This is a genomic window from Flavobacterium laiguense (assembly GCF_003097655.1).
GTDB classification, from domain to species: Bacteria; Bacteroidota; Bacteroidia; order Flavobacteriales; family Flavobacteriaceae; genus Flavobacterium; species Flavobacterium laiguense.
The window spans coordinates 51,743-75,065 of record NZ_QCZH01000010.1; the positions used below are offsets into that span (position 1 = coordinate 51,743).

A 23,323-nucleotide genomic window follows, 5' to 3' on the forward strand; every position below is an offset into this window, starting at 1 on the left:
TTATGCAAAAAAATATAAAAAGTTATGTCAGAAAGTTTAATAGTGCCAACAATGGCCGAAATGCTAGCCCAGGGAAAACAACCAGAAGTTTTATTTTGGGTAGGTTGTGCAGGAAGTTTTGATGATAGAGCGAAGAAAATAACAAAAGCATTTGTGCGAATATTGAACCGTGCCAATGTTTCTTTCGCAGTTTTGGGAGCTGAAGAAAGTTGTACTGGAGATCCTGCAAAAAGAGCAGGAAATGAATTCTTGTTTCAAATGCAAGCCATGATGAATATCGAAGTGCTAAATGCCTATGAAGCTAAGAAAATAGTTACTGCCTGTCCGCATTGTTTTAATACTTTAAAAAATGAATATCCGGAATTAGGAGGTCATTATGAAGTAGTGCATCATACGGAATTCCTTAAATCATTATTAGATTCTGGTCGATTAACGATTGAGGGCGGACAATTTAAAGGAAAACGAATTACTTTTCACGACCCTTGTTATTTAGGAAGAGCCAATAATGTTTATGAGGCTCCAAGAGATTTAATTCGGAAATTGGATGTTGAATTACTTGAAATGAAACGTTCCAGAGCAAATGGTCTTTGTTGTGGTGCTGGTGGTGCCCAAATGTTTAAAGACGCTGAGCCAGGTGACAAAGAAATCAATGTGGAAAGAACTGAAGATGCTCTTGAGACCAAGCCAGACATTATTGCGGCAGGTTGTCCTTTTTGTAATACTATGTTAACGGATGGAGTTAAAAACAAGGAGAGAGAAGGCGATGTGAAAGTAATGGATATTGCCGAATTAATTGCCAACGCTCAAGATTTGTAAAACCTCAGACCAAGTCCCGCTCCAAAGAAGTGTGGCGCAAACTACAGGTTTTTAAATCTAAAATCTGCAATCTAAAATCTAAAATCTTAAATCCTATGTTTGTTCCTTTTGAAAATTTACCCGAAGAATCTAGAATTTGGATTTATCAATCGAATAGAAAATTTTCGGATGCCGAGTTTTCCGAAATCGAAACTGATTTGCAAGCTTTTCTTAACGAATGGGCTGCACATGGAACTAGCTTGGAATCCTCATATTTGTTGAAATACAATCGCTTTATTATTATTGCCGTAAATCAAGATGTTCAAGCAGCAACGGGTTGTTCTATAGATTCATCAGTAGAATTTATTCAAAGTTTAGAAAAAAAATACAATGTAGATTTATTGGATAAAATGAATGTAACCTTTAAATTGGGTGAACACATTGCACATAAAACATTGATTGATTTCAAAAAAATGGTAAAAGACAAAGCCGTTACCGAAAATACTATTGTCTTTAATAATTTGGTTAACAATATTGAAGAGTTTAACGAATCATGGGAAGTCCCTGCTATAGATAGTTGGTATAGTCGATTTTTTTAAACTTATTTATAAAATCAATATGTTTAAAATTTCTTCCCTTTTTATACTGCTTTTTTGCTTTTCTGTATCTAATGCCCAAAATTCGGATATTGATCTTTTAAAGAAAATAAATTTAAATAGAAATACTGGTATCGAGTCAACAATGATTGGAATTACCAATAGTACAATCCCAATCAGTATTGGAACGCCTATTGTTATTTATGCGGTTGGATTAATTGAAAAAGACAGCACTACTAAGAAAAAAGCAATTTTTATAGGAGAAACATTAGGTGCTTCTGTATTTATTTCTTTAGCATTAAAAAGCATTACCAAAAGAGACAGACCCTACGAGACTTATCCCGAAATAGATAATGTAACAGTAGAAGACAGTTATTCTTTTCCTTCAGCGCATACTTCATCAGCTTTTGCGACAGCTACATCATTGAGTATGGCTTACCCTAAGTGGTATGTTATTGCTCCCACTTTTTTGTGGGCTGGTGCAGTAGGGTATTCTCGTATGTATCTCGGTGTACATTACCCTACGGATGTTTTGGCAGGAGCGATTGTAGGTAGTGGTTCTGCTTTTTTGTGTTATAAATTGAATAAATGGATTAATAAAAAGCGAGCTCCCCATAAGAAAAAGCTTTGGGAGTAAATTTTCTTTTATGACTATCCGTGACTAGTACCATTTCACAGAATAAATTAGTTGTTGAATGTTTTTTACAAACTGTATCCTTTCTGTTCTTTGCGTCTCTGCGCCTTTGCGAGCCCAATTTCACGCAAAGGCGCAGAGACGCAAAGTATATTTTCAACATTTAGACTCTTGGTATGAGTTACGGACAGTCATATTTTCTTTTTTAGTATCAGTGCTTTTTTTTGAGGTGGTTATAATAATTTCATAAAGTAAGAATACATTTAAATTAAAATACTATTTTTGTTATTGTGAAATTTGTAAATATCATATTGTCAATTGTCTTTCTATTGCTTTCCTGTATGCCTTGCGCAGATATGGAAGTAAACAGTGCTGCCCATTCGGCAATAGAATTTACATCCAATCAGGATAACCATTCGCACGATAAGCAAAACGATTTATGTTCGCCATTTTGTACGTGTAATTGTTGCAGTGCACAAGTGTTAACTTACTTCCCAGTTTCTGCAATTAATTTTTCTGCGGATACTACTATTATCAAAGTACCATTACCGACTTATAAATCAATTTTTGCTTCCAATTTCTTCGGAAGCATTTGGCAACCGCCTCAAATAGCATAATGAGGCCCGTCCCGATAGTTATCGGGATTCGGGTTAGAGAGTTGTGGTTTTTCCACAGTATTTAGAGGGCAATTTATTGACCAAATTTCTCATTCATTATAATATTTAAATGTTAGATAAAATCATACAATTTAGTATAAAGAACAAGTTCATTATACTTTTATTTACCCTTGTGCTTATAGCTTGGGGAAGTTATTCTGTTAAAAATTTACCCCTTGATGCTTTGCCTGACGTGACCAATAATCAGGTGCAAATCATTACTACAGCTCCTACATTAGCCAGTCAGGAAGTAGAACAATTAATTACGTATCCGCTCGAACAAGCAGTAAAAACGATTCCGAAAGTTATAGAGTTACGAAGTATTTCTCGTTTTGGACTTTCAGTGGTTACGGTAGTCTTTAAAGATGATGTGGATATTTATTGGGCAAGAGAACAAATTTTTCAGCGCTTAAAGCAAGCCCAAGATAATATTCCTTCTTACGCTGGGTCTCCAGAGCTAGCCCCAATTACAACAGGGCTTGGTGAAATTTATCAATATGATGTCTATGCTAAAAAAGGTTATGAAGACAAATATGATGCGGTCAAGTTAAGAACAATTCAAGACTGGATTATTATTCCGCAATTGCAAGGAATTGAGGGAGTTGCTGAAGTAAGTGCTTGGGGTGGAAAACTCAAACAGTATGAAGTTGCCGTGAATCCTAATAAATTGAATAGTCTAGGGGTAACTATTACGGATATTTTTGATGCACTCGAAAAGAACAATCAAAATACAGGAGGTGCTTACATAGAAAAAGATCAGTATGCTTATTTTATCCGTGGTGTTGGTATGGCAACTGGTATCAAAGATTTGGAAAATGTTGTGGTTACTAATAGGAATGGTACTCCAATTTTGGTTCGAAATGTAGCTGAAGTCCGTGAAGGAATTGCGTTGCGTTATGGGGCATCCACCAAAGACGGAAAAGGCGAAATTGTTTCTGGTTTAGCATTAATGTTAAAAGGGGAAAACTCTAGCGCTGTAGTTGATAGAATTAAGGAAAAAATGATTCAAATCAACAAGTCATTACCCGAAGGCGTAGTTGCAGAAGCCTTTATTGACAGAGGTAAATTAGTAGACAATGCCATTGGTACTGTTGCGAAAAATTTGCTTGAAGGAGCATTAATCGTGATTTTTGTATTGATATTGTTTTTAGGGAATCTTCGTGCTGGATTAATTGTAGCATCTGTAATTCCGTTGGCAATGCTTTTTGCAGTAATTCTAATGAACTATTTTGGCGTAAGCGGAAACTTAATGAGTTTGGGAGCAATCGATTTTGGAATTATTGTCGATGGTGCCGTAATTATTGTAGAAGCCACGATGCATCATTTGCAAAAACTCAAAAGAAAAAAAGATTTAACACAGTTAGAAATGGATTCCGAAGTGTTTCATTCTGCTTCAAAAATCAGAAACAGTGCCGCTTTTGGAGAGATTATCATTTTATTTGTGTATTTGCCAATTTTAGCATTAGTGGGAACAGAGGGAAAAATGTTTAAACCAATGGCAATGACGGTTGGCTTTGCAGTAATTGGAGCGTTTGTTTTGTCTTTGACTTATGTGCCCATGATGAGTGCGTTATTTTTATCTAAAAATACGGAACACAAAACCAATTTTAGCGATAAAATGATGGCTTGGTTTGAAAAAATATACACACCATTTTTAGATACAGCGTTACAATTTAAAAAAGCAGTTTTAGGTATTGCTATAGGTTTATTTGTATTGGCAATTATAGTGTTCCAAAATATGGGTGGTGAGTTTATTCCAACTATTGAGGAAGGGGATTTAGCGATCAATGCTACCATTATGACGGGTAGTTCGCTGACGCAAATGGTCAAAACCACGACTGAATATGAAAAAATCCTAAAAGAAAAATTTCCAGAAATAAAAACGATAGTTACCAAAATTGGTAGCGGAGAAATTCCGACTGATCCGATGCCTATTGAAAGTGGCGATTTGATTATTGTATTAAAAGATAAAAGCGAATGGACATCTGCAGATAATTGGGAAGATTTAGCTAACTTAATGAAAGAAGAAATGGAAGCTATCCCTGGTGCTACTATCGAAATTTCACAACCCATTCAAATGCGCTTCAATGAATTGATGACAGGAAGCCGAAGCGATATAGCAATCAAAATTTTTGGAGATGATTTGGAAATTCTAGATACTAAAGCCAAGGAATTGATTGCTAAAGTCAATACTATTGAAGGTATTGGAGATTTAAAAGCCGACAAAGTAACAGGTTTGCCTCAAATTACAGTGAAATATGATCATGACAAGGTTGCTTTGTATGGTTTGAATATTTCGGATTTAAATAAAATTTTGCGTTCTTCTTTTGCAGGAGAAAGTGCAGGTAAAATTTATGAGGAAAGTAAGCGATTTGATGTGGTTGTTAGAATGAACAAAGACAATCGTAGTGATATTACTGATGTGAGCAATTTATTTATTCCGTTGCCGAATGGACAACAAATACCTCTTTCGCAAGTAGCAACGGTATCGTATGAGCAAGGTCCTGTGCAAGTAAGTCGTGAAAACGGTAAACGAAGAATTACTGTTGGTTTAAACGTACGTGGGCGTGACGTAAAAAGTGTTGTGGAAGAAATTCAGCAAAAATTAGATGTAGATTTCAAACTACCGGCAGGATATTATATTACGTATGGAGGTCAATTTGAAAATTTAGTGGAAGCCAATAAGCGTTTGTCGGTAGCATTGCCGGTGGCACTAGTTTTGATATTGGTATTATTATTTTTTACGTTCAAAAGCGTGAAACAGTCCATTTTAATTTTTACAGCTATTCCATTATCGGCTATCGGTGGCGTTTTTGCCCTGTGGCTTCGGGGAATGCCTTTCAGTATTTCTGCAGGGATTGGTTTTATTGCTTTGTTTGGAATAGCAGTACTGAATGGAATCGTGCTCATTTCCTGTTTTAATCAACTCAAAGAGGATGGAATAATGGATCCGCTGCAACGTGTTTTAAAAGGAACAAGGATACGACTTCGACCAGTTTTAATGACCGCAGCTGTGGCTTCGTTAGGTTTTATGCCTATGGCTTTATCAACAAGTGGTGGTGCCGAAGTACAAAAGCCACTAGCAACAGTAGTTATTGGTGGATTATTGTCAGCAACATTACTAACGTTGATTGTCCTACCAATACTTTATTTATTATTCGAAAAAGGGTTTAACCGCAAAGAGCGCATAGAAAAATAACGCTAATTGCGCAAAAAAAAAATATAAAATGAATTATATAAAATATAGCTTCAGAATCATAAGTCATGCAAACCTTGCGAAGAAATCTTTGCGAACTTTGCGGTTAATTTTTATCCTATTGATCAGTAGCTTTTCTTTCGCTCAAAACGGAAAATCAGTTTCGTTGCAAAAAGCAATAGAAATGGCTAAATCCAATAATATCAATTTAAAAATTGCGGACAAGGAAATTGAAAAGCAAACCGCTCTCAAAAAAACGGCTTTTCAGGCAGATCCTTTGCAAGTGCAGTATCAGGGAGGACAATTTAATAGTGTCGATTATGACCACAATATTTCGGTGCAGCAATATTTTCCGGTTGGTAAAATTACCAAAGCCAATCGTCAGCTTCAGGAAGAGTTGATTCGGTTGTCCGAAAAACGAAAAGCATTATCAGAATATGCAATAGAAAAGGCAGTAACCATCGCTTACTATCAATATTTATATGGTGTTTCCATTCAGAAATTGAACAATGAATTGGATGCTATTTATACCAAATTCTTAAAAAATGCGGAACTCCGTTTCAATACCGGCGAAAGTGGTAATATTGAGGTAATCAGTGCTAAAGCAAAGGTTAAGGAAATCGAAATGATAAAAGTACAATTAGAATTTGATTTGGCAATTTACCAAAAGCAGTTACAGTTTTTTGTTCAAACCGAAGAGAATATTATACCTGACAGCACAACTCCAATGCAGTTTTCAATGGTAACAGCTGGAAGTAAATCAAAAGTTGAAAGTTTAGTAACAGATTATTACCAGCAACAAATTTCAGTCTATCAAAAAGAGGCAAATACTTTTAAAGCAATGCGAACACCAAAGTTAGGTTTAGGATATTTTGCCCAAAGTATTGACACTAAATTTTATTATCAGGGATTTACGGCTGGTTTACAAATTCCATTGCTTGGTGGTGTAAATACAGCTAGAGCACAAGCATCCGCAATAAGTATCTCGCAGTCGGAATTGGAGTTAGACAAAAATAAGTTAACGCTAAAGTTGCAAATGCAAGAATTAAAAAACGATTTTGATAAGCAGCAAAAAGCATTAGACTATTATCAAAAAGATGGATTGCACTATGCTGAGCAAATTATCACAACCGCCCAAAAAAGTTATGCCAATGGGGATATGAGTTACTGGGCTTACATTAGTTTTCTGAATCAGGCCATTGATATTAAAAAACAAAGTGCTGAAGCTACGAATGCGTACAATCAAAGTGCAATTCAATTGCAATTCCCATCCATTTCAAACAACTAAAATTAATTAAAATGAAAAATATATTTTTAAAATTAAATTATAATCTGGCTTCGTTTTTTAGTTTCTTTATTCTATTCTCTATTCTCTTTTTTCTAACTTCTTGTGGAGAAAAGAAAACAGAAGAACTCCACGAGGAAGAAAAATCAGAAAATGAAGTAGCATTAACTGGTTCACAATTTAAAACGGTTGGAATAGAATTTGGTTCTGTAGAAAACCGAAACTTAAATTTAGTGATAAAGGCCAACGGTTACACTACAGTTCCTCCACAGAATATGGCAAATATTTCAACCTTAATTGGCGGAACTGTTAAAGATATTTTGGTCTTGGAAGGTACTTTTGTAAACAAAGGAAAAGTATTGGCAACGATTCAAAACTTGGAAGTTGTAGAAATGCAGGAGGATTATAATTCGGCTATTGCAAATATAGAATTCTTGCAATTAGAATTCAACCGTCAAAAAACATTGAGCGACGAAAATGTAAATCCGAGAAAAACGTTTCAGGAAGTAAAATCAAAACTAGCTGTTGAAAAAGCTAGAGCTCAAGCGGCAAAAAATAAATTGCAAGCCTTGAATATGACTACAAATGGTTCTAGTTTAGTACCAATAGTTTCTCCTATTTCAGGATATGTTGGAAAAATCAGTATTGCAAAAGGAGCATTTGCCGAAACAGGAACAATCCTTTTTGAAGTAGTGGATAACAGCCAAATGCACTTGGATTTGAATGTGTATGAAAAAGATTTGGGTTCCATTTCCATAGGGCAAACCATAGATTTCATTTTGACAAACCAAGGTAATAAATCCATTAAAGGAAAAATATTTGGTATCAATAAATCATTCTCAAACGAAAGTAAGACCGTAGCGGTTCACGCCAAAATTAATGCAAACGATGCCAAAGATTTAATTTCAGGAATGTATGTTTCCGCCAATATTAATATAACAAACGCCACTGTTCCTGCTTTGCCAAAAGATGCGATTGTTAGAAATGGTGATAAATATTTTATCTTTATACAAGATCTGGCACATATTGAAAAAGAAGAAAAACATACCGAAACTTCAAAAGAGCATAACGAAGTTCACTTTAAAGCCATAGAAGTAATGCCTGGAACAACTGATTTGGGTTACACAGAAGTGAAGTTTGTTGAAGCAGTTCCTGCTAATGCCAAAATAGTTGTAAAAGGAGCTTTTTATCTGCTTTCTGCAATGAAAGGTGGTGGAACACACGAACATTAGAATAATAATTATTTAGAAATAATTCTGTTGGATGTAATTGTGCAAAATAATTGTATCCAGCAATTAATAAACATTTAAAAAACATACTATAGATGCTATATAAAAATATAATACCCTACTTTTTGGCTTTTATCTTTACCTTATTGAGTTGCACAAACTTGTTTGCGCACGGTGTTGATGACAATACAAAAGTTTTTTTGATGGATAATAATGGTTCTGCATTTTTGCCATTCTTATATGTTGGTGCCAAACACATGATTACAGGATATGATCATTTGTTGTTTTTAGTTGGGGTAATTTTCTTTCTCTACAAACCAAAAGAAATATTGATTTATGTAAGCTTTTTTACTATAGGACATAGTATAACGCTACTTTTGGGTGTATTACTAAATCTTCAAATAAATGCTTATTTAATTGATGCTATAATTGCCTTGTCAATTGTATATAAAGGGTTTGACAATTTGGGAGGGTTTCAAAAAATATTCAATTTCCAACCCAATACTAAAATGGCAGTCCTTATTTTTGGTTTGTTTCATGGCTTGGGTTTAGCAACTAAATTGCAAGAATTTAATTTTGATAAAGAAAGTTTGTTTACCAACTTAATCGGTTTTAATATCGGTGTAGAAATAGGGCAGTTTTTGGCACTTTTGGCTGTACTTATTTTGATAAGTGTTTGGCGTAAGTACAATTCTTTTTCACGCTTTTCAGTCGTTACCAATATTTTGCTAATGATTGGAGGTTTTGTTCTAATGGCTTTTCAATTCACAGGATACTTTAACTCTTAAATAAATAATAATGTCAAATAATAATTCACAACCCAATCTAACTTCTTCACAAATAGTTAAAGCAACTATTATTGCGTTAGTTACCTCATTCGTTCTAGCAATAGTTGCTGTTTTGCCAGCTGAATATGGAAAAGATTATACTGGTTTAGGCAAAATACTAGGCTTTTCTCGATTACATCAAAACGATGATGAAGTCGAACAAAAATTGGCCAAAAAAGAAGTAGCAATATCAATTTTTAAAGAATTAACACTAAATAATGTTGGTTCCAGTCCTGAGGTAGAAAAGCCTGTTGAAGCCAATAATCCTGCTCCCATAAAGCAATATGAGAGCAGAAAAGACAGCATAAAAATTATGGTTCCTGCCGGTAAAGGATTAGAGTATAAAATAGCTCTTTTAAAATACGGACAAGTAAAATATTCATGGAAAACCAATAACGGGGTACTTTTCGTCGATTTGCACGGTGATGTCAAAAATGCAAACAACAATACTGATTATTTTGAAAGTTATACCGTAGCAAATTCGAATAACATGGCGGGTTCATTTATAGCACCTTACGAAGGAAAACACGGTTGGTACTTTAAAAATAAATCCGATCAAGACATAGAAGTAAGCATTAATTTAATAGGTGAATATCAGTTGATTAATCAATAATTTGTGGCAGAAATGTAAAAAACAAATATTAATGATGGACACGGTCATTAATTTAAATAGTTAAAAATAACAATAAACATTATTTCAAAATGAAAAATCTAAAATTCAATTCTAAATTGGCAGTAACTTTAATAGTTATTCTGTTTTCAATCACTTCATCATTCGCGCAAGAAAAAATGATGAAAGGAAAAGCAGTTATAAAAACCGTTTTGAATTGTGATCATTGCAAGGAATGTGAAACTTGTGGACTAAAATTTAAAACAGAAATGTTAAAAATTAAAGGAGTAAGAATGTATGAGCTAGATGATAAAGCAATGACATTTACAGTATATTATAATCCTAAGAAGACTGATTTGCAAACTATAAAAGAGGCTATTTCAAAATTGGGTTATGATGCAGATGAAGTGAAAGCAGATCCTACAGGATATGAGAAATTAGATAATTGTTGTAAGGTTTGAAATTATGAAAGTGTATACTACAATGCCCAAAGTATTGATGCCATTTTATAATAGAGAAATTGCTGCTGCCGATTTGAGTTTACTCAGTAGTGACTTTCAAAATTGCTGGTATCATTTGGAAAGGGCACACATTATAGGACAAAAATATCCTTTCGAGCATTCATTCGTGCATTGGAAAATGCTGCAATTCGGATTTATAATCAAAAGCCAGAAGGAAATTATAGGACAAATTCCAAGATTGCTTGTTGGTGGAATAAAATCATTTGTTGGTCATATTCCAGTTGGTAATACTGGTGGTGCAAATGTACCTCCATTGCAATCAATGGAAATTCCATCGGATATAAAGTCAATACTAAAAGCTAATTCTTAAATAGCAAAGAACATGGCACATCAGCACACATATAATAAAGGTAGTAAAGAACCGTGTTGCGTAGTAGAGGGAAATAGCAATCATAAAGCTGAAAATCATTCGGATCATGACGATCACGACCACAATCATTCAGATGTAAATCAAACGATACTTCAAATGTTCTTGCCCGCAATATTAGCCTTTTGTCTATTGCTTATTGCTATCTTGATGGATTATTATTTTCCCCAAACGTGGTTTGTGGGTTGGGTACGTATCGTTTGGTATGGTGTAGCGTATATTCCTGTTGGTTTTCCAGTTCTAAAAGAAGCTTTTGAAAGCATTCGCAAAGGAGAAATATTTTCAGAATTTTTATTAATGGGTATTGCAACCATTGGAGCATTTGCCATTGGTGAATTTCCTGAAGGAGTAGCAGTAATGTTATTTTATGCAGTAGGAGAAGTATTCCAATCATTGGCAGTTCAAAGAGCGAAGTCAAACATAAAACTGTTATTGGATCAAAGACCCGATTCAGCTACTGTTTTGAAAGGAAATAAAACGGTTTTGAAAAAGGCATCCGAAATTGCCATTGGAGCAATCATTCAATTAAAACCGGGTGAAAAACTAGCTTTAGATGGAAAATTAATTTCTGAAAGGGCCACTTTTAATACAGCCGCTTTAACAGGTGAAAGTAAACCAGATAGTAAGAAAAAAAACGATGTAGTTTTAGCGGGTATGATCAACCTAAATACAGTTGCAGAAGTCGAAGTTACAACCGCTTATACCGATAGTAAACTTTCTAAGATCTTAGAAATGGTACAAGAGGCAACTGCCAAAAAAGCGCCAACGGAATTGTTTATTCGAAAATTTGCTAAATTATATACGCCAATTGTAGTTTATCTGGCTGTGGCAATTTGTTTGCTACCAATGTTTTTTGTTGCCGATTATGTCTTTAGCCATTGGTTGTATCGGGCATTGGTTTTCTTGGTGATTTCTTGCCCTTGTGCTTTAGTGATTTCTATTCCACTGGGGTATTTTGGTGGAATTGGAGCTGCGAGTAAAAACGGAATTCTGGTCAAAGGATCTAATTTTCTGGATATAATGGCAGCCATTCAAGTTGTTGTCATGGACAAAACAGGAACGCTGACTAAAGGTGTTTTTAAGGTTCAGAAAATGGTGGCTGTTGGTGTTTCAGAAGAAGATTTAATAAGATACACATCGGCATTAGAATCGAAATCTACTCATCCTGTTGGGACTGCGATTGTTGAATACGCAAAAGGGATTGATAATTCAATGAAAGTTACTGAATTAGAAGAAATTGCAGGACACGGACTAAAAGGAAAAGTAGATGGAAACGAAATCTTGGCAGGAAATGTAAAACTAATGAAGATATTCAATATCAGTTATGATGCAGAAATTGACAATACGCCATTTACTAGTATCGTTATTGCAATCAATCAAAAATATGCAGGATATTTTTTAATCGCCGATGCCATTAAAGAAGACGCAAAAGCAGCCATTCAAAGTTTGCATAAAATAAATGTCAAAACCATAATGCTTTCGGGCGATAAACAAGCGGTTGTTGATGCTGTTGCAAAAGAGTTAAGTATCGATCTAGCTTATGGTGATTTGTTACCCGAAAATAAAGCAGAACAAGTAGAAGCATTAAAAGCACAAAATCTAAAAGTTGCATTTGTTGGTGATGGAGTAAATGATGCGCCAGTGATTGCACTTGCCGATGCCGGAATTGCAATGGGGGGTTTAGGTAGTGATGCGACTATTGAAACGGCGGATATTGTCATTCAAAACGATCAGCCTACAAAGATTTACACGGCAATTAACATTGGAAAACAAACTAAAAAAATAGTTTGGCAAAATATAACCATGGCAATTGTAGTGAAAGCTGCTGTTCTAATTCTTGGCGCGGGAGGTTTGGCAACCATGTGGGAAGCGGTTTTTGCGGATGTAGGAGTTGCTCTATTGGCTATTTTGAATGCAGTTCGGATTCAGAGAATGAAGTTAGAATAGTTAAATTTTAACTTTTTTTTTATAATAATCTACATCGAATCTCCTTAATTTCGTTTCACTTAAAAAATATACATGAAAATAGCAATAGTTTGTTATCCAACATTTGGTGGAAGTGGCGTAGTTGCTACAGAATTGGGTCTAGAATTGGCTAGACGAGGTCACGAAATTCATTTCATTACTTACAGTCAGCCTGTACGATTGGCATTATTAAATCCCAATGTACATTATCACGAAGTAATTGTTCCAGAGTACCCACTTTTTCATTTTCAACCGTATGAGTTGGCATTGTCCAGTAAGTTGGTTGATATGGTGAAATTATATAAGATTGAATTGTTGCATGTTCATTATGCCATTCCTCATGCTTATGCGGGCTATATGGCTAAACAAATGCTGAAAGATGAAGGAATTGATATTCCGATGGTAACAACACTTCACGGAACCGATATCACATTAGTTGGGAACCATCCTTTTTATAAACCAGCGGTGACTTTTAGTATCAATAAATCAGATTATGTGACTTCGGTTTCCCAAAGTTTGAAAGACGATACGTTGAAGTTATTCAACATAAAAAATGAGATTCAGGTAATTCCAAATTTTATTGAATTAAATAAAATTCAAATGGATGCTACAATTCCTTGTCCTCGTTCAGTGATGGCAAATGAAGATGAAAGGATAATTACGCATATCAGTAATTTTAGAAAAGTAAAAAGAATTCCGGATGTTATTAAGATATTTTATAAAATTCAAAAAGAGATTCCAGCCAAATTAATGATGGTAGGGGATGGACCTGAAAAAGAAAAGGCCGAAAAAATGTGTAGAAAATTTGGTATTCAAGATAAAGTGATATTTTTTGGAAACAGTAATGAAATAGACCGAATCTTATGTCTTACCGATTTATTTTTATTGCCATCTGAAACCGAGAGTTTTGGATTGGCAGCACTTGAAGCAATGGCATGCGGAGTTCCCGTGATATCAAGTAATTCGGGGGGATTACCTGAAGTAAATTTTGACGGAGTATCTGGTTATTTGAGTGATGTGGGAGAGGTTAATGAAATGGCTAAAAATGCGCTTAAAATACTAAAAGATGACAATGTTTTGAATGAATTTAAAAGAAATGCTTTACATGTAGCCGAAAATTTCGATATTAAAAACATTCTGCCTTTATATGAAGATTTGTATCTAAAAGCCATTAATAAATACAGATAAACCGGGGGAGTTACTTCCGAAAAAAATGAAATAATAAGCATATAAAAAATCCATCTCAAACGTAAGTAGCGAGATGGAATTTTTTTTAGAATTTGTATCGTACTCCTAAACCTGCATTAAAACCAAAATCATTTTTTTCGTAATTATTAAAAACATATCCGGGTCTTCCATCAATAGAGAGCTGAATAGGGACATCTTTAAAATGATATTCAATTCCAATATCTCCAGTAACGACAATAAAAATACCGGCGTCATCTGCATATTCATTATTATAATTATCATCTGTATTCCAAGTGCCAAATCCACCACCACCTCCTGTATACCAATATAATCCCTTTTCAAGATTCCAATACCATTGATAAATTCCAATTAGTTTAAAGGCTTCGGTATTGTCATTACTGCTCCAACCGCCATTCATTTCAAGACGGTTTTTTGGGGATAACATCCTTTGGTAGGTTATCTCTACTTCTAAACCATAATGATTTCCAAATCGTATTCCAATTGCGTTCTTTGAAATACTTTCTTGAGCTTGAATTGAAAATATTAATCCTATTAACAGAAATAAACTGAAGCTAATCTTTTTCATATCGGAGAATATTTGTTAGTTAATGAAATGTAGTATTGCCAGAGTATGTTTTAATGTAAATATAAGAAAATAAAACGATTGATATTCAGATTTTTATCAGATAAAACTCGAATATTTGTCCTGATGTTTTTACTTCAATAATTTTAAAGCCTATTAAAATATCCTACTTTGCTTTTACTTTATGTCTTAGTTTCGATAGCTATCGGGATAGTATCTACTAAATAGTTATCATTTGAGAATAAACATTAAGTATGCATAAGTAAAGAATAACAGATTTGATTTTTATTAGGATCATGCTTAAATGGGCTTAGGTGACTTATATTGTTTTAATTTTTCTGCAATGTTGATAGAATGATAAAATTAAAACCATTGATTATCTTGTCTTTTAAAAAGCCAATAGATTGATAAAAATTGTAAAATATTACTAATTTATTGTTTTTTGTTTACTCCTTAAAACTTACATTTGCCTAAAATTAAAAGCAATGGCAGGAAATAACTACGGAACACTATATAGAGTAACCACTTTTGGAGAATCACATGGCGAAGCATTAGGCGGAATCATTGATGGTTGTCCCTCTGGAATTCAACTGGATTTGGATGCCATTCAATTTGAAATGTCCAGAAGAAAGCCAGGTCAGTCTGCGATAGTAACCCAAAGAAAAGAACCAGATGACGTTCAATTTTTATCTGGAATTTTTGAAGGTAAAACGACAGGAACACCAATAGGTTTTATCATTCCAAACACCAATCAAAAGTCAGACGATTATTCCCATATAAAAGATAATTACAGACCAAGTCATGCCGATTATGTGTATGAAAAAAAATACGGTGTGCGCGATTATCGTGGAGGCGGAAGAAGTTCTGCACGTGAAACAGCCAGCAGAGTTGTGGCGGGTGCTATTGCAAAGCAAATGTTACCGGAAATTAAAATAAATGCCTATGTTTCTTCGGTTGGACCAATATTTTTAGAAAAACCATACCAAGAACTAGACTTTTCAAAAACAGAGAGCAATCCTGTTCGTTGCCCAGATTCAGCATCGGCAGTGATTATGGAAGAGTACATTCGTGAAATCCGTAAGCAAGGAGATACGGTGGGAGGTACCGTTACTTGTGTGATTCAAAATGTACCAATTGGTTTGGGAGAACCGGTGTTTGATAAACTACATGCGGAATTAGGAAAAGCAATGTTATCGATCAATGCCGTGAAAGGCTTTGAATTTGGAAGCGGATTTTGTGGTTCTAAAATGAAAGGAAGTGAGCATAATGATTTATACAATCCTGATGGAACCACACGAACCAATCTTTCAGGAGGGATACAAGGAGGAATAAGCAACGGAATGGATATCTATTTCCGAGTGGCTTTCAAACCAGTAGCTACCATTATGCAAAAGCAAGAATCATTAGACAATAAAGGAAATATTACTGAAATGACTGGAAAGGGGCGCCATGATCCATGCGTTGTACCTCGTGCAGTTCCAATTGTTGAAGCTATGGCAGCTATTGTTTTAGCTGATTTTTATCTTTTAAACAAAACGTATCTATAGTTGAACCCCATACACAATATTTTGACGAGCTAAATATTGAGATTTAATCTTTAAATTAATTTAATGACCGCAACTACGACCACAAACACAAAACCATCATTTTTTAAAGGCCTTACAGGTCAGATTTTAATTGCCATGCTCTTAGGAGCAGTTTTAGGTGTAACTATTCACAATACTGTTTCGGCAGAAGGAGCTTTAGAATTTAGCGCCAAAATAAAAATGTTAGCGACTATTTTCATTCGATTAGTTCAAATGATTATTTCTCCGTTAGTATTTACCACTTTGGTAGTTGGAATTGCAAAATTAGGAGATATAAAAGCGGTTGGTAGAATTGGAGGGAAAGCTTTAGGTTGGTTTTTTACGGCTTCTTTCATTTCGTTATTGATCGGAATGTTTTATGTAAATTTATTGGAACCAGGAGTTGGATTAAATTTATCAAATGTTGATTTAGCGACTGCAACGGATGTAACAGCCAAAACTCAAAGTTTATCTTTTGAAAATTTTATAGAGCACATTGTGCCAAAGAGTATTTTTGAAGCGATGGCTACTAATGAAATTTTGCAGATTGTTATCTTTTCTATATTCTTCGGTTTAGCGGCTGCATCAATAGGAGATCATGTGAAACCAGTAATTAGTTTTTTAGATAAAACATCCCATATCGTTTTAAAAATGGTGAATTTTGTAATGAAATTTGCGCCAATCGGTGTGTTTGGAGCTATTGCAGGTGTATTTGCGGTAAGGGATTTCCAAGAACTGGCAATAACATATTTTAAATTCTTTGGTTCATTTTTAGTGGGAATCAGTACGCTTTGGGTAATATTGATTCTTGTAGGATATCTTTTTCTGGGCAAAAGAATGAAAACATTATTGCAACATATCGTGAGTCCATTGATTATTGCTTTTGGAACGACCAGCTCTGAGGCAGTTTTTCCAAAACTTACAGAAGAGTTAGAGCGTTTTGGAGTAAAAGATAAGATTGTTTCTTTTATGTTGCCATTGGGGTATTCATTCAATCTGGACGGAAGTATGATGTACATGACTTTTGCAGGTATTTTTATTGCTCAAGCTTATGGGATACATTTAGATTATCCAACCCAGTTTACGATGCTTTTTGTTTTAATGCTTACCAGTAAAGGTATAGCGGGAGTACCTAGAGCAAGTTTGGTAGTTGTTGCCGCTACCTGTGGTATGTTTGATATACCGATTGAAGGAATAGCATTGATTTTGCCAATTGACCATTTTTGTGATATGTTTAGAAGCGCAACAAATGTTTTGGGGAATGCATTAGCGACTTCGGTAGTTGGAAAATGGGAAGATGAAAAAGAAAATTTAGTCGTTGAATAAAAAAATAAGTTTAAAAAGATTTAAAAAAAACAGTTACGCTATTTTAGAGTAACTGTTTTTTTTATGCATAAATTCCTTTTTTCATAAATTACCAATGTATTTTCTGTAAAATACTTAAAATAAAAGCTTTTAATTTTTATTTTTAAGTGTATATTTGAAAAAACATTCGCTATTTATGCCCTTCACAAGAATAGTCATACTGATTGCTTTATTGCTTAATTTCTTAGGTTATACTTTAATAGGACAAACCCAATTGTCAACTAAAAAAGAGATTGATAAATTAATTCATAGCGCAACAAAATTACGCGAGTCCGGAAATTTTGAAAAATCTTTATTGATTTCAAGAATTGCATTGCGTAAAGCAATATCAATAAAAAATAACGAACTCACTTCTGAAAATTATAATAATATTGCGGCAAATTATAACGCATTAGCGGAATTTGATAAAGCTATATTTTATTATAACAAAGCCTTGATCGTAGCTAATTTTACTAATAATGACAAAATAAAGCAACGAATAAATAATAATTTGGGCAATATGTATTGCTTTGAAAAAAAGAAATACGAAAAAGGAATTAAATTTTATAAAAAGGCATTAGAGTACAGTGAAAAAATTTCCGATTCTTCTCAGATGGTATTAACTAATCTAAATATCACATGGGCTTATTTTGATGTTGGTCGTTTTGAAGAGGGCGAGAATAATTTAGAATTTTTAAATAAGTATCATGATAAACATTCGGATAGTTCTATCGTTGTAGTCCTTAAAATGCTCAATGGCATGTATTATAGCTATAAAAATGAAAAAGACAAGGCTGAAGGTTCTTTTGAAGAGGCGATTAAGTTAGGGTTAGACCAAAAGAATAAGTCAGATTTGTCTTTTTCACATTTGGAATATTCTAAGTTTTTACTAAAACAGAAAGAATATAAAAGAGCTTATGAAAATCTAGATCATTACACTAAACTAAATGAAGAAATTTATGCCGAAGAAAAATTAGAAAAAGCGAATGTAGAAGGGATTAATTTTGAATTGGATGAATACAAAAGAACCATAGATAAAATAGAACACGAAAAAGATGTACAATATAAAAGTTTAAAAAAATCGAGAATAATAGTATTGCTTTTTATTATTGTGTTGTTCGTATTGTTGCTTTTTCTTAATTCTTTAATTAAAAATAATAAATACAGAATAAAGTCAAATTTAGATTTAATGAATGCCAATGAGGAGTTGATTATTTCAAATAAAAAAGCCGAAGAGTTATCTCTTCTTAAAACACAATTTGTATCAACTATAAGCCATGAACTTAGAACTCCTTTATATGGAGTGGTGGGAATTACTGATCTACTTCTTGAAGAACATAAAGAGCTTGCTTCAAGTCCCCATTTAAATTCCTTAAAATTTTCGGCTAGGTATTTACTGTCATTAGTAAATGACATTCTTCAAATTAATAAAATAGAGGAGAATAAAATTGTTTTGGATAATTTAACTTTCAGTATTTCAGATGAAATAAACATGATCAAAAATTCACTTTCTTTTTTTGCTCAAAAACATAATAATAAAATAGTTATAGACATTGATCCCTTAATTCCAGATAGCTTAATTGGTGATAAATTAAGGTTTGCTCAAATTCTCATGAATTTAGTCAGTAATGCATTGAAATTCACAAAAAATGGAGAGGTTCAGATTATAGCAAAACAAGTAAAAGTACAGGGTAATATACATACTCTTGAATTTAGAATAAAAGATAACGGCATAGGTATTTCTTCAGCTGACAAGGATAAAATTTTTGATAAATTTGTTCAAGTTGGTAGAAAAGAAATAGATTATCAAGGTACAGGTCTTGGATTATCTATTGTTAAAAGGTTATTAGAATTGTTTGGAAGTGATATTGCTGTAGAAAGCGAACTGGGTAAAGGGGCTACTTTTATCTTCGCGATTGATTTTGAATACGATTTGGTTAAAACAATCGAAATTATCAACGATATCCAGATAGATCTAACTTCTGGTCAGGTATTCAATGTACTCGTTGTTGAAGATAATCATATAAACCAAGTCATTACAAAAAAGATACTGGAAAGGAATAATTATTCCTGTAGCGTTGTAGATGATGGGTATGCAGCTTTAGCGATTTTAGATATAGAAGAATTTGATATTATTTTGATGGATATAAATATGCCATTGATAAATGGTTTTGAAACTTCAAGAAGAATTAGACAAAACGGTATCGAAACGCCTATAATTGCATTAACCGCTTTTGAAAAAAATGAAATTACTGATGAAGCAATTGCTGCAGGAATGAACGATATTATTGTAAAGCCTTTTGATCCGGTACAATTATTTAAAATTATAAACCGACTTATACAGAAAACAAAAAGCATGGTCTGATAACGACGCTTTTTTAGTTGATAAAAAAAACACTTTTTAACTCAAGTTTAAAAAGTGTTTTTTTTACATTTTAAATGAAACAAAAAATGACTTAATACCAACGTTTTTTGTTTTGTTTTGAGGCATCGGATTTTCTTGATTTATGAGCTCCACCGCTTCTGTTTGAGTTTTTTTGAGCGGCTGGGGCTGCTCCTGGGCTTCCTGAGTGCCATGGATAAGGATGATCACTTATGGTTTGAACATTTACTTTTATTAATTTTTGAATGTCTTTCCAATAATCGTGTTCATCTTTGCTACAAAATGAAATTGCAATTCCGCCATTTCCTGCACGACCAGTTCTACCTATTCTATGAACATAAGTTTCAGGGATATTTGGTAAATCAAAATTGATCACAAAAGGCAATTGGTCAATATCAATCCCTCTAGCAGCAATATCTGTAGCTACCAGTACACCAATTTCTTTGTTCTTAAAAGCGTCTAGTACTCGTTGTCTCGCATTTTGTGATTTGTCACCGTGTATGGCTTCGGCTGCGATATTATTTTTCCTCAATGCTTTTACCACATTATCTGCTCCGTGCTTTGTTCTTGAAAAAACAAGTACGTTAGATAGATTATCATTTTTGATCAAATGATATAGCAAGTTTCTTTTTTCGGTTTTATCAACAAAATAGACACGTTGTTCCACATTTTCTGCGGTTGATGATACAGGAGAAACGGTTACTGTTTCTGGATCTGTAAGGAACATTTCGGCCAATTCTCTAATAGCAATTGGCATAGTAGCAGAAAAGAAAAGCGTTTGTCTGTTTTTCGGGGTAAGCTTTACGATTTTTTTTACATCATTTACAAATCCCATATCAAGCATTTGATCAGCTTCATCAAGAACTAAAGTATGCAAATGGTCTAAATCAATAAATCCTTGTTTGTGCAAGTCAAGAAGTCTTCCTGGTGTCGCAATTAGGATATCAACACCATTTTTAAGTGCATCTACTTGTGGATTTTGAGAAACTCCTCCAAAAAGAGTCAGTTGTGTCAAATTAGTGTATTTTCCATAAGTGTCAAAACTTTGTCCAATTTGAACTGCTAATTCTCTGGTTGGGGTTACTACGAGCGCACGAATTACCTTTGCTTTTTTTGTTGAACCGACTATTCGGTGTAATTGATGTATGATTGGAATAGCAAAAGCTGCCGTTTTTCCTGTTCCGGTTTGTGCACAACCTATTAAATCTTTTCCGGCTAATACTAGTGGAATAGATTGCTCTTGAATAGGAGTTGCAGTGGTGTAGCCTTCTTCATATACGGCTCTTTGTATACTTTTTGAGAGTGATAAATCTTCGAATAACATAAATTTTGGGTATTAAATATCTTGTATTATGTACATAGATAAGTTTGCAAAGATAGTGTTATTTATCGATTTGCTTAATCGGTTGTTTTTTTAACCGATTAAGCGTTTAAACTGTTAAATAATTTGTTGGTTTGCTTTCATGAAATCGGTTACTAAATAACCTATAAGTTTTCCAATCAAATGGTTGTTTTTTTCTTCGCCCAAATCGGGTGCTCCCTCACAAATATGCAGATAGGTTGCATTTTTGTTTTTTGCAAAATAAGAAACAAATTGACGAAGTTCTTCAATAGAAAAACCACTTAAAGTCATGGCACTACTGGCAATATTTGGTATGGCATCCAAATCAATTTCTATTCCGTAACTATCATTTTTAATAAATTCCAAAGCATTAACCATTTCTTGGTTAAAATCTTTTTCTTTTCTGATGTTTACACTATCGTAAGTGTTGTATCGAACTCGGTCTTCAATTTTCTTTATAATATCCAGAACACTTTTGGAAGTGTAATTTTCATGTAATCCGAAAATGAAATATTTTTTCAAAAAACCTTCTTCATAAGCATACGAGAAACCATTTCCACTGTGACGACCTTCAAGAATCCTAAAATCAGAATGGGCATCAAAATTTATGGCGTTTATGGCTTTTCCTTTGGCTAGTGCAGATCCTTTGATATTTCCGTAGGCATTATTGTGACCTCCACCTATTACGATAGGGATTTTTCCGGATTGAACAATTTTACATATAATATGGGAGACTTCTTTATCAATTTTGACAACCAATTGACTTAATTTCGAACGATCATCTACGTCATTAAAATCTAGATTTTCGACTTCTTTCATTTCCTGACTAACGTCTAGTTGACCTAAAACGATAATTTGATTGCCTTTAGAAAAACGATTGTGCTGAATATTAGCGATGCTTTTTATAGCACTTTCCCATGCAGATGCCGCTCCTGGTCTCCCAAAATTGGCTCTTACCCCAATGTCTTCAGGAATACCAAACAAAACAAATTTAGCGTCGCTTGATTTCATGAAGGTTACAGGATCTGTATCCTTAGGGATTGTAAGCATTTTTTCGCCAAATTTTATTTCCCCACTTCTGTGGTTTGTGATTTTGGCTAGATCGTTAATACTGAATGTGATAAGTTTTTCCATAAAAATATATTTCCCAAAAATAATATAATTGTACATACTTGCGTTATATATATTATTAAATTTGTTTAAACAATAATATTTTAACATGGAAAATCAAAAAAGCAATTCAAGTCTAAAAGCTGTTATAGCTGTTTTAGCTATTTTATTAGTAGGAAGTTTAGTTTATATTTTTAAAATGTCTTCGGAAGTCGAATCGGTACATACTGAAATGACAAAAACCAGTTCTGAAAAAGAGTCTGTAATGAAAGATTTACAAGACTTAAAGGCTACATATGACGCAGCAATTGCAGAAAACACATCGATGTCTGAGGAATTAATTCAGGAAAGAGATAAAGTGGTAAGTTTGATGGAAGAACTTAAAAAATCAAGTGGAGATGTATCTAAATTTAAAAATAAAATACAAACTCTTCAAGGGAATATGAAAGTTTTGATGGCTGAAAATGAAGGTCTGAAAAAACAAAATACAACTTTGACCATTCAACGTGACAGTACGGTTGTTGTTTTGGGAGAATCCAAAAAATTCAATGAAGTGTTAGTGGGACAAAATGAAGATCTAGCTAAAACAGTTGAAAAAGGATCTAAATTATCTGTTTTAAACTTGCAAACTGCTGCTTATAAATTAAAAAGCTCAGGAAAAGAAATTGCAACAGATAAAGCAAGTAGAGCTAATGTTCTTAAAATAAGCTTTACCATTGCTGAAAATTCCATAGCAAAATCTGGTGATAAAGATTATTACGTACAAGTGATTGATAGTAAAAATAATGTTTTGGGCGATGCTAAAACGATTACTTTTGGGTCTAAGGAATTAATGTACAGTTTTATTTCCAGTGTGAAATATGAAAACAAAACAGTTCAAGTTTCTCAGGATTTAGCGGGTAAAGACTTTGCAAAAGGAATGTATACCGTAAATGTGTTTGATAAAGATCAATTGGTGTCTTCAACAAATTTCTCTTTGAAATAGTAAGCTACTATAATAAAAAAAGAGCGATATTCAATTGAGTATCGCTTTTTTTTGCTTTAATTCAAATGATTAAGTTTTTTTGAACTATTCAGAACCTATAATATGAAATTGATTTTTTAATGAAATAAAACACGAATTTCAC

At 33.6% G+C, this 23,323-nt stretch carries 18 protein-coding genes and 1 pseudogene; 16 read left to right on the top strand and 3 right to left on the bottom strand.

Annotated features, from left to right (window positions below; translation table 11 throughout):
- The first annotated feature begins 24 nt into the window (after positions 1 to 24).
- From DB891_RS10395 to bshA, 12 genes and pseudogenes are all read left to right on the top strand, one after another.
- Positions 25 to 816, top strand: coding sequence for a (Fe-S)-binding protein (locus DB891_RS10395; RefSeq protein ID WP_116763246.1), 792 nt, complete (start codon positions 25 to 27; stop codon positions 814 to 816).
- Positions 817 to 911: 95 nt separating this feature from the next.
- A complete protein-coding gene (locus DB891_RS10400) occupies positions 912 to 1,394 on the top strand; it encodes an ABC transporter ATPase (protein WP_116763248.1) in 483 nt (160 codons plus the stop codon).
- Positions 1,395 to 1,413: 19 nt separating this feature from the next.
- A complete protein-coding gene (locus tag DB891_RS10405; RefSeq protein ID WP_116763250.1) occupies positions 1,414 to 2,028 on the top strand; it encodes a phosphatase PAP2 family protein in 615 nt (204 codons plus the stop codon).
- 287 nt (positions 2,029 to 2,315) lie between these two features.
- A complete protein-coding gene (locus DB891_RS10410; RefSeq protein ID WP_317046003.1) occupies positions 2,316 to 2,642 on the top strand; it encodes a DUF6660 family protein in 327 nt (108 codons plus the stop codon).
- Between the two features lie 109 nt (positions 2,643 to 2,751).
- Positions 2,752 to 7,165 (top strand): annotated as a pseudogene (locus DB891_RS10415) (CusA/CzcA family heavy metal efflux RND transporter).
- Between the two features lie 11 nt (positions 7,166 to 7,176).
- Positions 7,177 to 8,394, top strand: a complete 1,218-nt coding sequence (locus DB891_RS10425; RefSeq protein WP_116763257.1) for an efflux RND transporter periplasmic adaptor subunit — start codon at positions 7,177 to 7,179, stop codon at positions 8,392 to 8,394.
- Positions 8,395 to 8,486: 92 nt separating this feature from the next.
- Entirely contained in the window at positions 8,487 to 9,179 is a 693-nt protein-coding gene (locus DB891_RS10430) for a HupE/UreJ family protein (protein ID WP_116763259.1), read from the top strand.
- A gap of 10 nt (positions 9,180 to 9,189) precedes the next feature.
- Positions 9,190 to 9,831 (top strand): hypothetical protein, encoded by a 642-nt coding sequence (locus DB891_RS10435; protein ID WP_116763261.1) that lies wholly within the window; start codon positions 9,190 to 9,192, stop codon positions 9,829 to 9,831.
- 89 nt (positions 9,832 to 9,920) lie between these two features.
- Positions 9,921 to 10,289 (top strand): heavy-metal-associated domain-containing protein, encoded by a 369-nt coding sequence (locus DB891_RS10440; protein ID WP_189337136.1) that lies wholly within the window; start codon positions 9,921 to 9,923, stop codon positions 10,287 to 10,289.
- A gap of 4 nt (positions 10,290 to 10,293) precedes the next feature.
- A complete protein-coding gene (locus DB891_RS10445; RefSeq protein ID WP_116763263.1) occupies positions 10,294 to 10,659 on the top strand; it encodes a DUF3703 domain-containing protein in 366 nt (121 codons plus the stop codon).
- Positions 10,660 to 10,671: 12 nt separating this feature from the next.
- Positions 10,672 to 12,663, top strand: coding sequence for a heavy metal translocating P-type ATPase (locus DB891_RS10450; RefSeq protein WP_116763265.1), 1,992 nt, complete (start codon positions 10,672 to 10,674; stop codon positions 12,661 to 12,663).
- A 72-nt stretch (positions 12,664 to 12,735) separates the two neighbouring features.
- The gene (bshA, locus tag DB891_RS10455; RefSeq protein WP_116763267.1) at positions 12,736 to 13,869 is read left to right on the top strand and encodes an N-acetyl-alpha-D-glucosaminyl L-malate synthase BshA; all 1,134 of its coding nucleotides are present in this window, start codon (positions 12,736 to 12,738) and stop codon (positions 13,867 to 13,869) included.
- 85 nt (positions 13,870 to 13,954) lie between these two features.
- Here the strand turns inward: bshA and DB891_RS10460 are convergent, their stop codons facing one another.
- Entirely contained in the window at positions 13,955 to 14,455 is a 501-nt protein-coding gene (locus tag DB891_RS10460; RefSeq protein WP_116763269.1) for a hypothetical protein, read from the bottom strand.
- Between the two features lie 482 nt (positions 14,456 to 14,937).
- Here DB891_RS10460 and aroC point away from each other — a divergent pair, with 482 nt between their 5' ends.
- From aroC to DB891_RS10475, 3 genes are all read left to right on the top strand, one after another.
- The gene (gene aroC, locus DB891_RS10465; protein WP_116763271.1) at positions 14,938 to 15,999 is read left to right on the top strand and encodes a chorismate synthase; all 1,062 of its coding nucleotides are present in this window, start codon (positions 14,938 to 14,940) and stop codon (positions 15,997 to 15,999) included.
- A 63-nt stretch (positions 16,000 to 16,062) separates the two neighbouring features.
- Positions 16,063 to 17,343 (top strand): dicarboxylate/amino acid:cation symporter, encoded by a 1,281-nt coding sequence (locus DB891_RS10470; RefSeq protein WP_116763273.1) that lies wholly within the window; start codon positions 16,063 to 16,065, stop codon positions 17,341 to 17,343.
- 175 nt (positions 17,344 to 17,518) lie between these two features.
- Positions 17,519 to 19,726 carry a response regulator gene (locus DB891_RS10475; protein WP_116763275.1) on the top strand — a complete coding sequence of 736 codons (2,208 nt, stop codon included), beginning with the start codon at positions 17,519 to 17,521 and terminating at the stop codon, positions 19,724 to 19,726.
- Positions 19,727 to 19,817: 91 nt separating this feature from the next.
- Here DB891_RS10475 and DB891_RS10480 read toward each other — a convergent pair whose 3' ends face one another.
- Both DB891_RS10480 and DB891_RS10485 read right to left on the bottom strand, forming a co-directional pair.
- The gene (locus DB891_RS10480; protein ID WP_116763277.1) at positions 19,818 to 21,068 is read right to left on the bottom strand and encodes a DEAD/DEAH box helicase; all 1,251 of its coding nucleotides are present in this window, start codon (positions 21,066 to 21,068) and stop codon (positions 19,818 to 19,820) included.
- Positions 21,069 to 21,182: 114 nt separating this feature from the next.
- A complete protein-coding gene (locus DB891_RS10485) occupies positions 21,183 to 22,220 on the bottom strand; it encodes a formimidoylglutamase (RefSeq protein WP_116763327.1) in 1,038 nt (345 codons plus the stop codon).
- A gap of 85 nt (positions 22,221 to 22,305) precedes the next feature.
- Between DB891_RS10485 and DB891_RS10490 the strand changes: the two genes are divergently transcribed.
- Positions 22,306 to 23,181, top strand: a complete 876-nt coding sequence (locus DB891_RS10490) for a hypothetical protein (protein WP_116763279.1) — start codon at positions 22,306 to 22,308, stop codon at positions 23,179 to 23,181.
- The last annotated feature ends 142 nt before the right edge of the window (positions 23,182 to 23,323 follow it).

Coding starts and splice junctions, on each gene's coding strand:
- DB891_RS10395 (WP_116763246.1), top strand. CDS start 25: ATGTCAGAAAGTTTAATAGTGCCAACAATGGCCGAAATGCTAGCCCAG.
- DB891_RS10400 (WP_116763248.1), top strand. CDS start 912: ATGTTTGTTCCTTTTGAAAATTTACCCGAAGAATCTAGAATTTGGATT.
- DB891_RS10405 (WP_116763250.1), top strand. CDS start 1,414: ATGTTTAAAATTTCTTCCCTTTTTATACTGCTTTTTTGCTTTTCTGTA.
- DB891_RS10425 (WP_116763257.1), top strand. CDS start 7,177: ATGAAAAATATATTTTTAAAATTAAATTATAATCTGGCTTCGTTTTTT.
- DB891_RS10430 (WP_116763259.1), top strand. CDS start 8,487: ATGCTATATAAAAATATAATACCCTACTTTTTGGCTTTTATCTTTACC.
- DB891_RS10435 (WP_116763261.1), top strand. CDS start 9,190: ATGTCAAATAATAATTCACAACCCAATCTAACTTCTTCACAAATAGTT.
- DB891_RS10440 (WP_189337136.1), top strand. CDS start 9,921: ATGAAAAATCTAAAATTCAATTCTAAATTGGCAGTAACTTTAATAGTT.
- DB891_RS10445 (WP_116763263.1), top strand. CDS start 10,294: ATGAAAGTGTATACTACAATGCCCAAAGTATTGATGCCATTTTATAAT.
- DB891_RS10450 (WP_116763265.1), top strand. CDS start 10,672: ATGGCACATCAGCACACATATAATAAAGGTAGTAAAGAACCGTGTTGC.
- bshA (WP_116763267.1), top strand. CDS start 12,736: ATGAAAATAGCAATAGTTTGTTATCCAACATTTGGTGGAAGTGGCGTA.
- DB891_RS10460 (WP_116763269.1), bottom strand. CDS start 14,455: ATGAAAAAGATTAGCTTCAGTTTATTTCTGTTAATAGGATTAATATTT.
- aroC (WP_116763271.1), top strand. CDS start 14,938: ATGGCAGGAAATAACTACGGAACACTATATAGAGTAACCACTTTTGGA.
- DB891_RS10470 (WP_116763273.1), top strand. CDS start 16,063: ATGACCGCAACTACGACCACAAACACAAAACCATCATTTTTTAAAGGC.
- DB891_RS10475 (WP_116763275.1), top strand. CDS start 17,519: ATGCCCTTCACAAGAATAGTCATACTGATTGCTTTATTGCTTAATTTC.
- DB891_RS10480 (WP_116763277.1), bottom strand. CDS start 21,068: ATGTTATTCGAAGATTTATCACTCTCAAAAAGTATACAAAGAGCCGTA.
- DB891_RS10485 (WP_116763327.1), bottom strand. CDS start 22,220: ATGGAAAAACTTATCACATTCAGTATTAACGATCTAGCCAAAATCACA.
- DB891_RS10490 (WP_116763279.1), top strand. CDS start 22,306: ATGGAAAATCAAAAAAGCAATTCAAGTCTAAAAGCTGTTATAGCTGTT.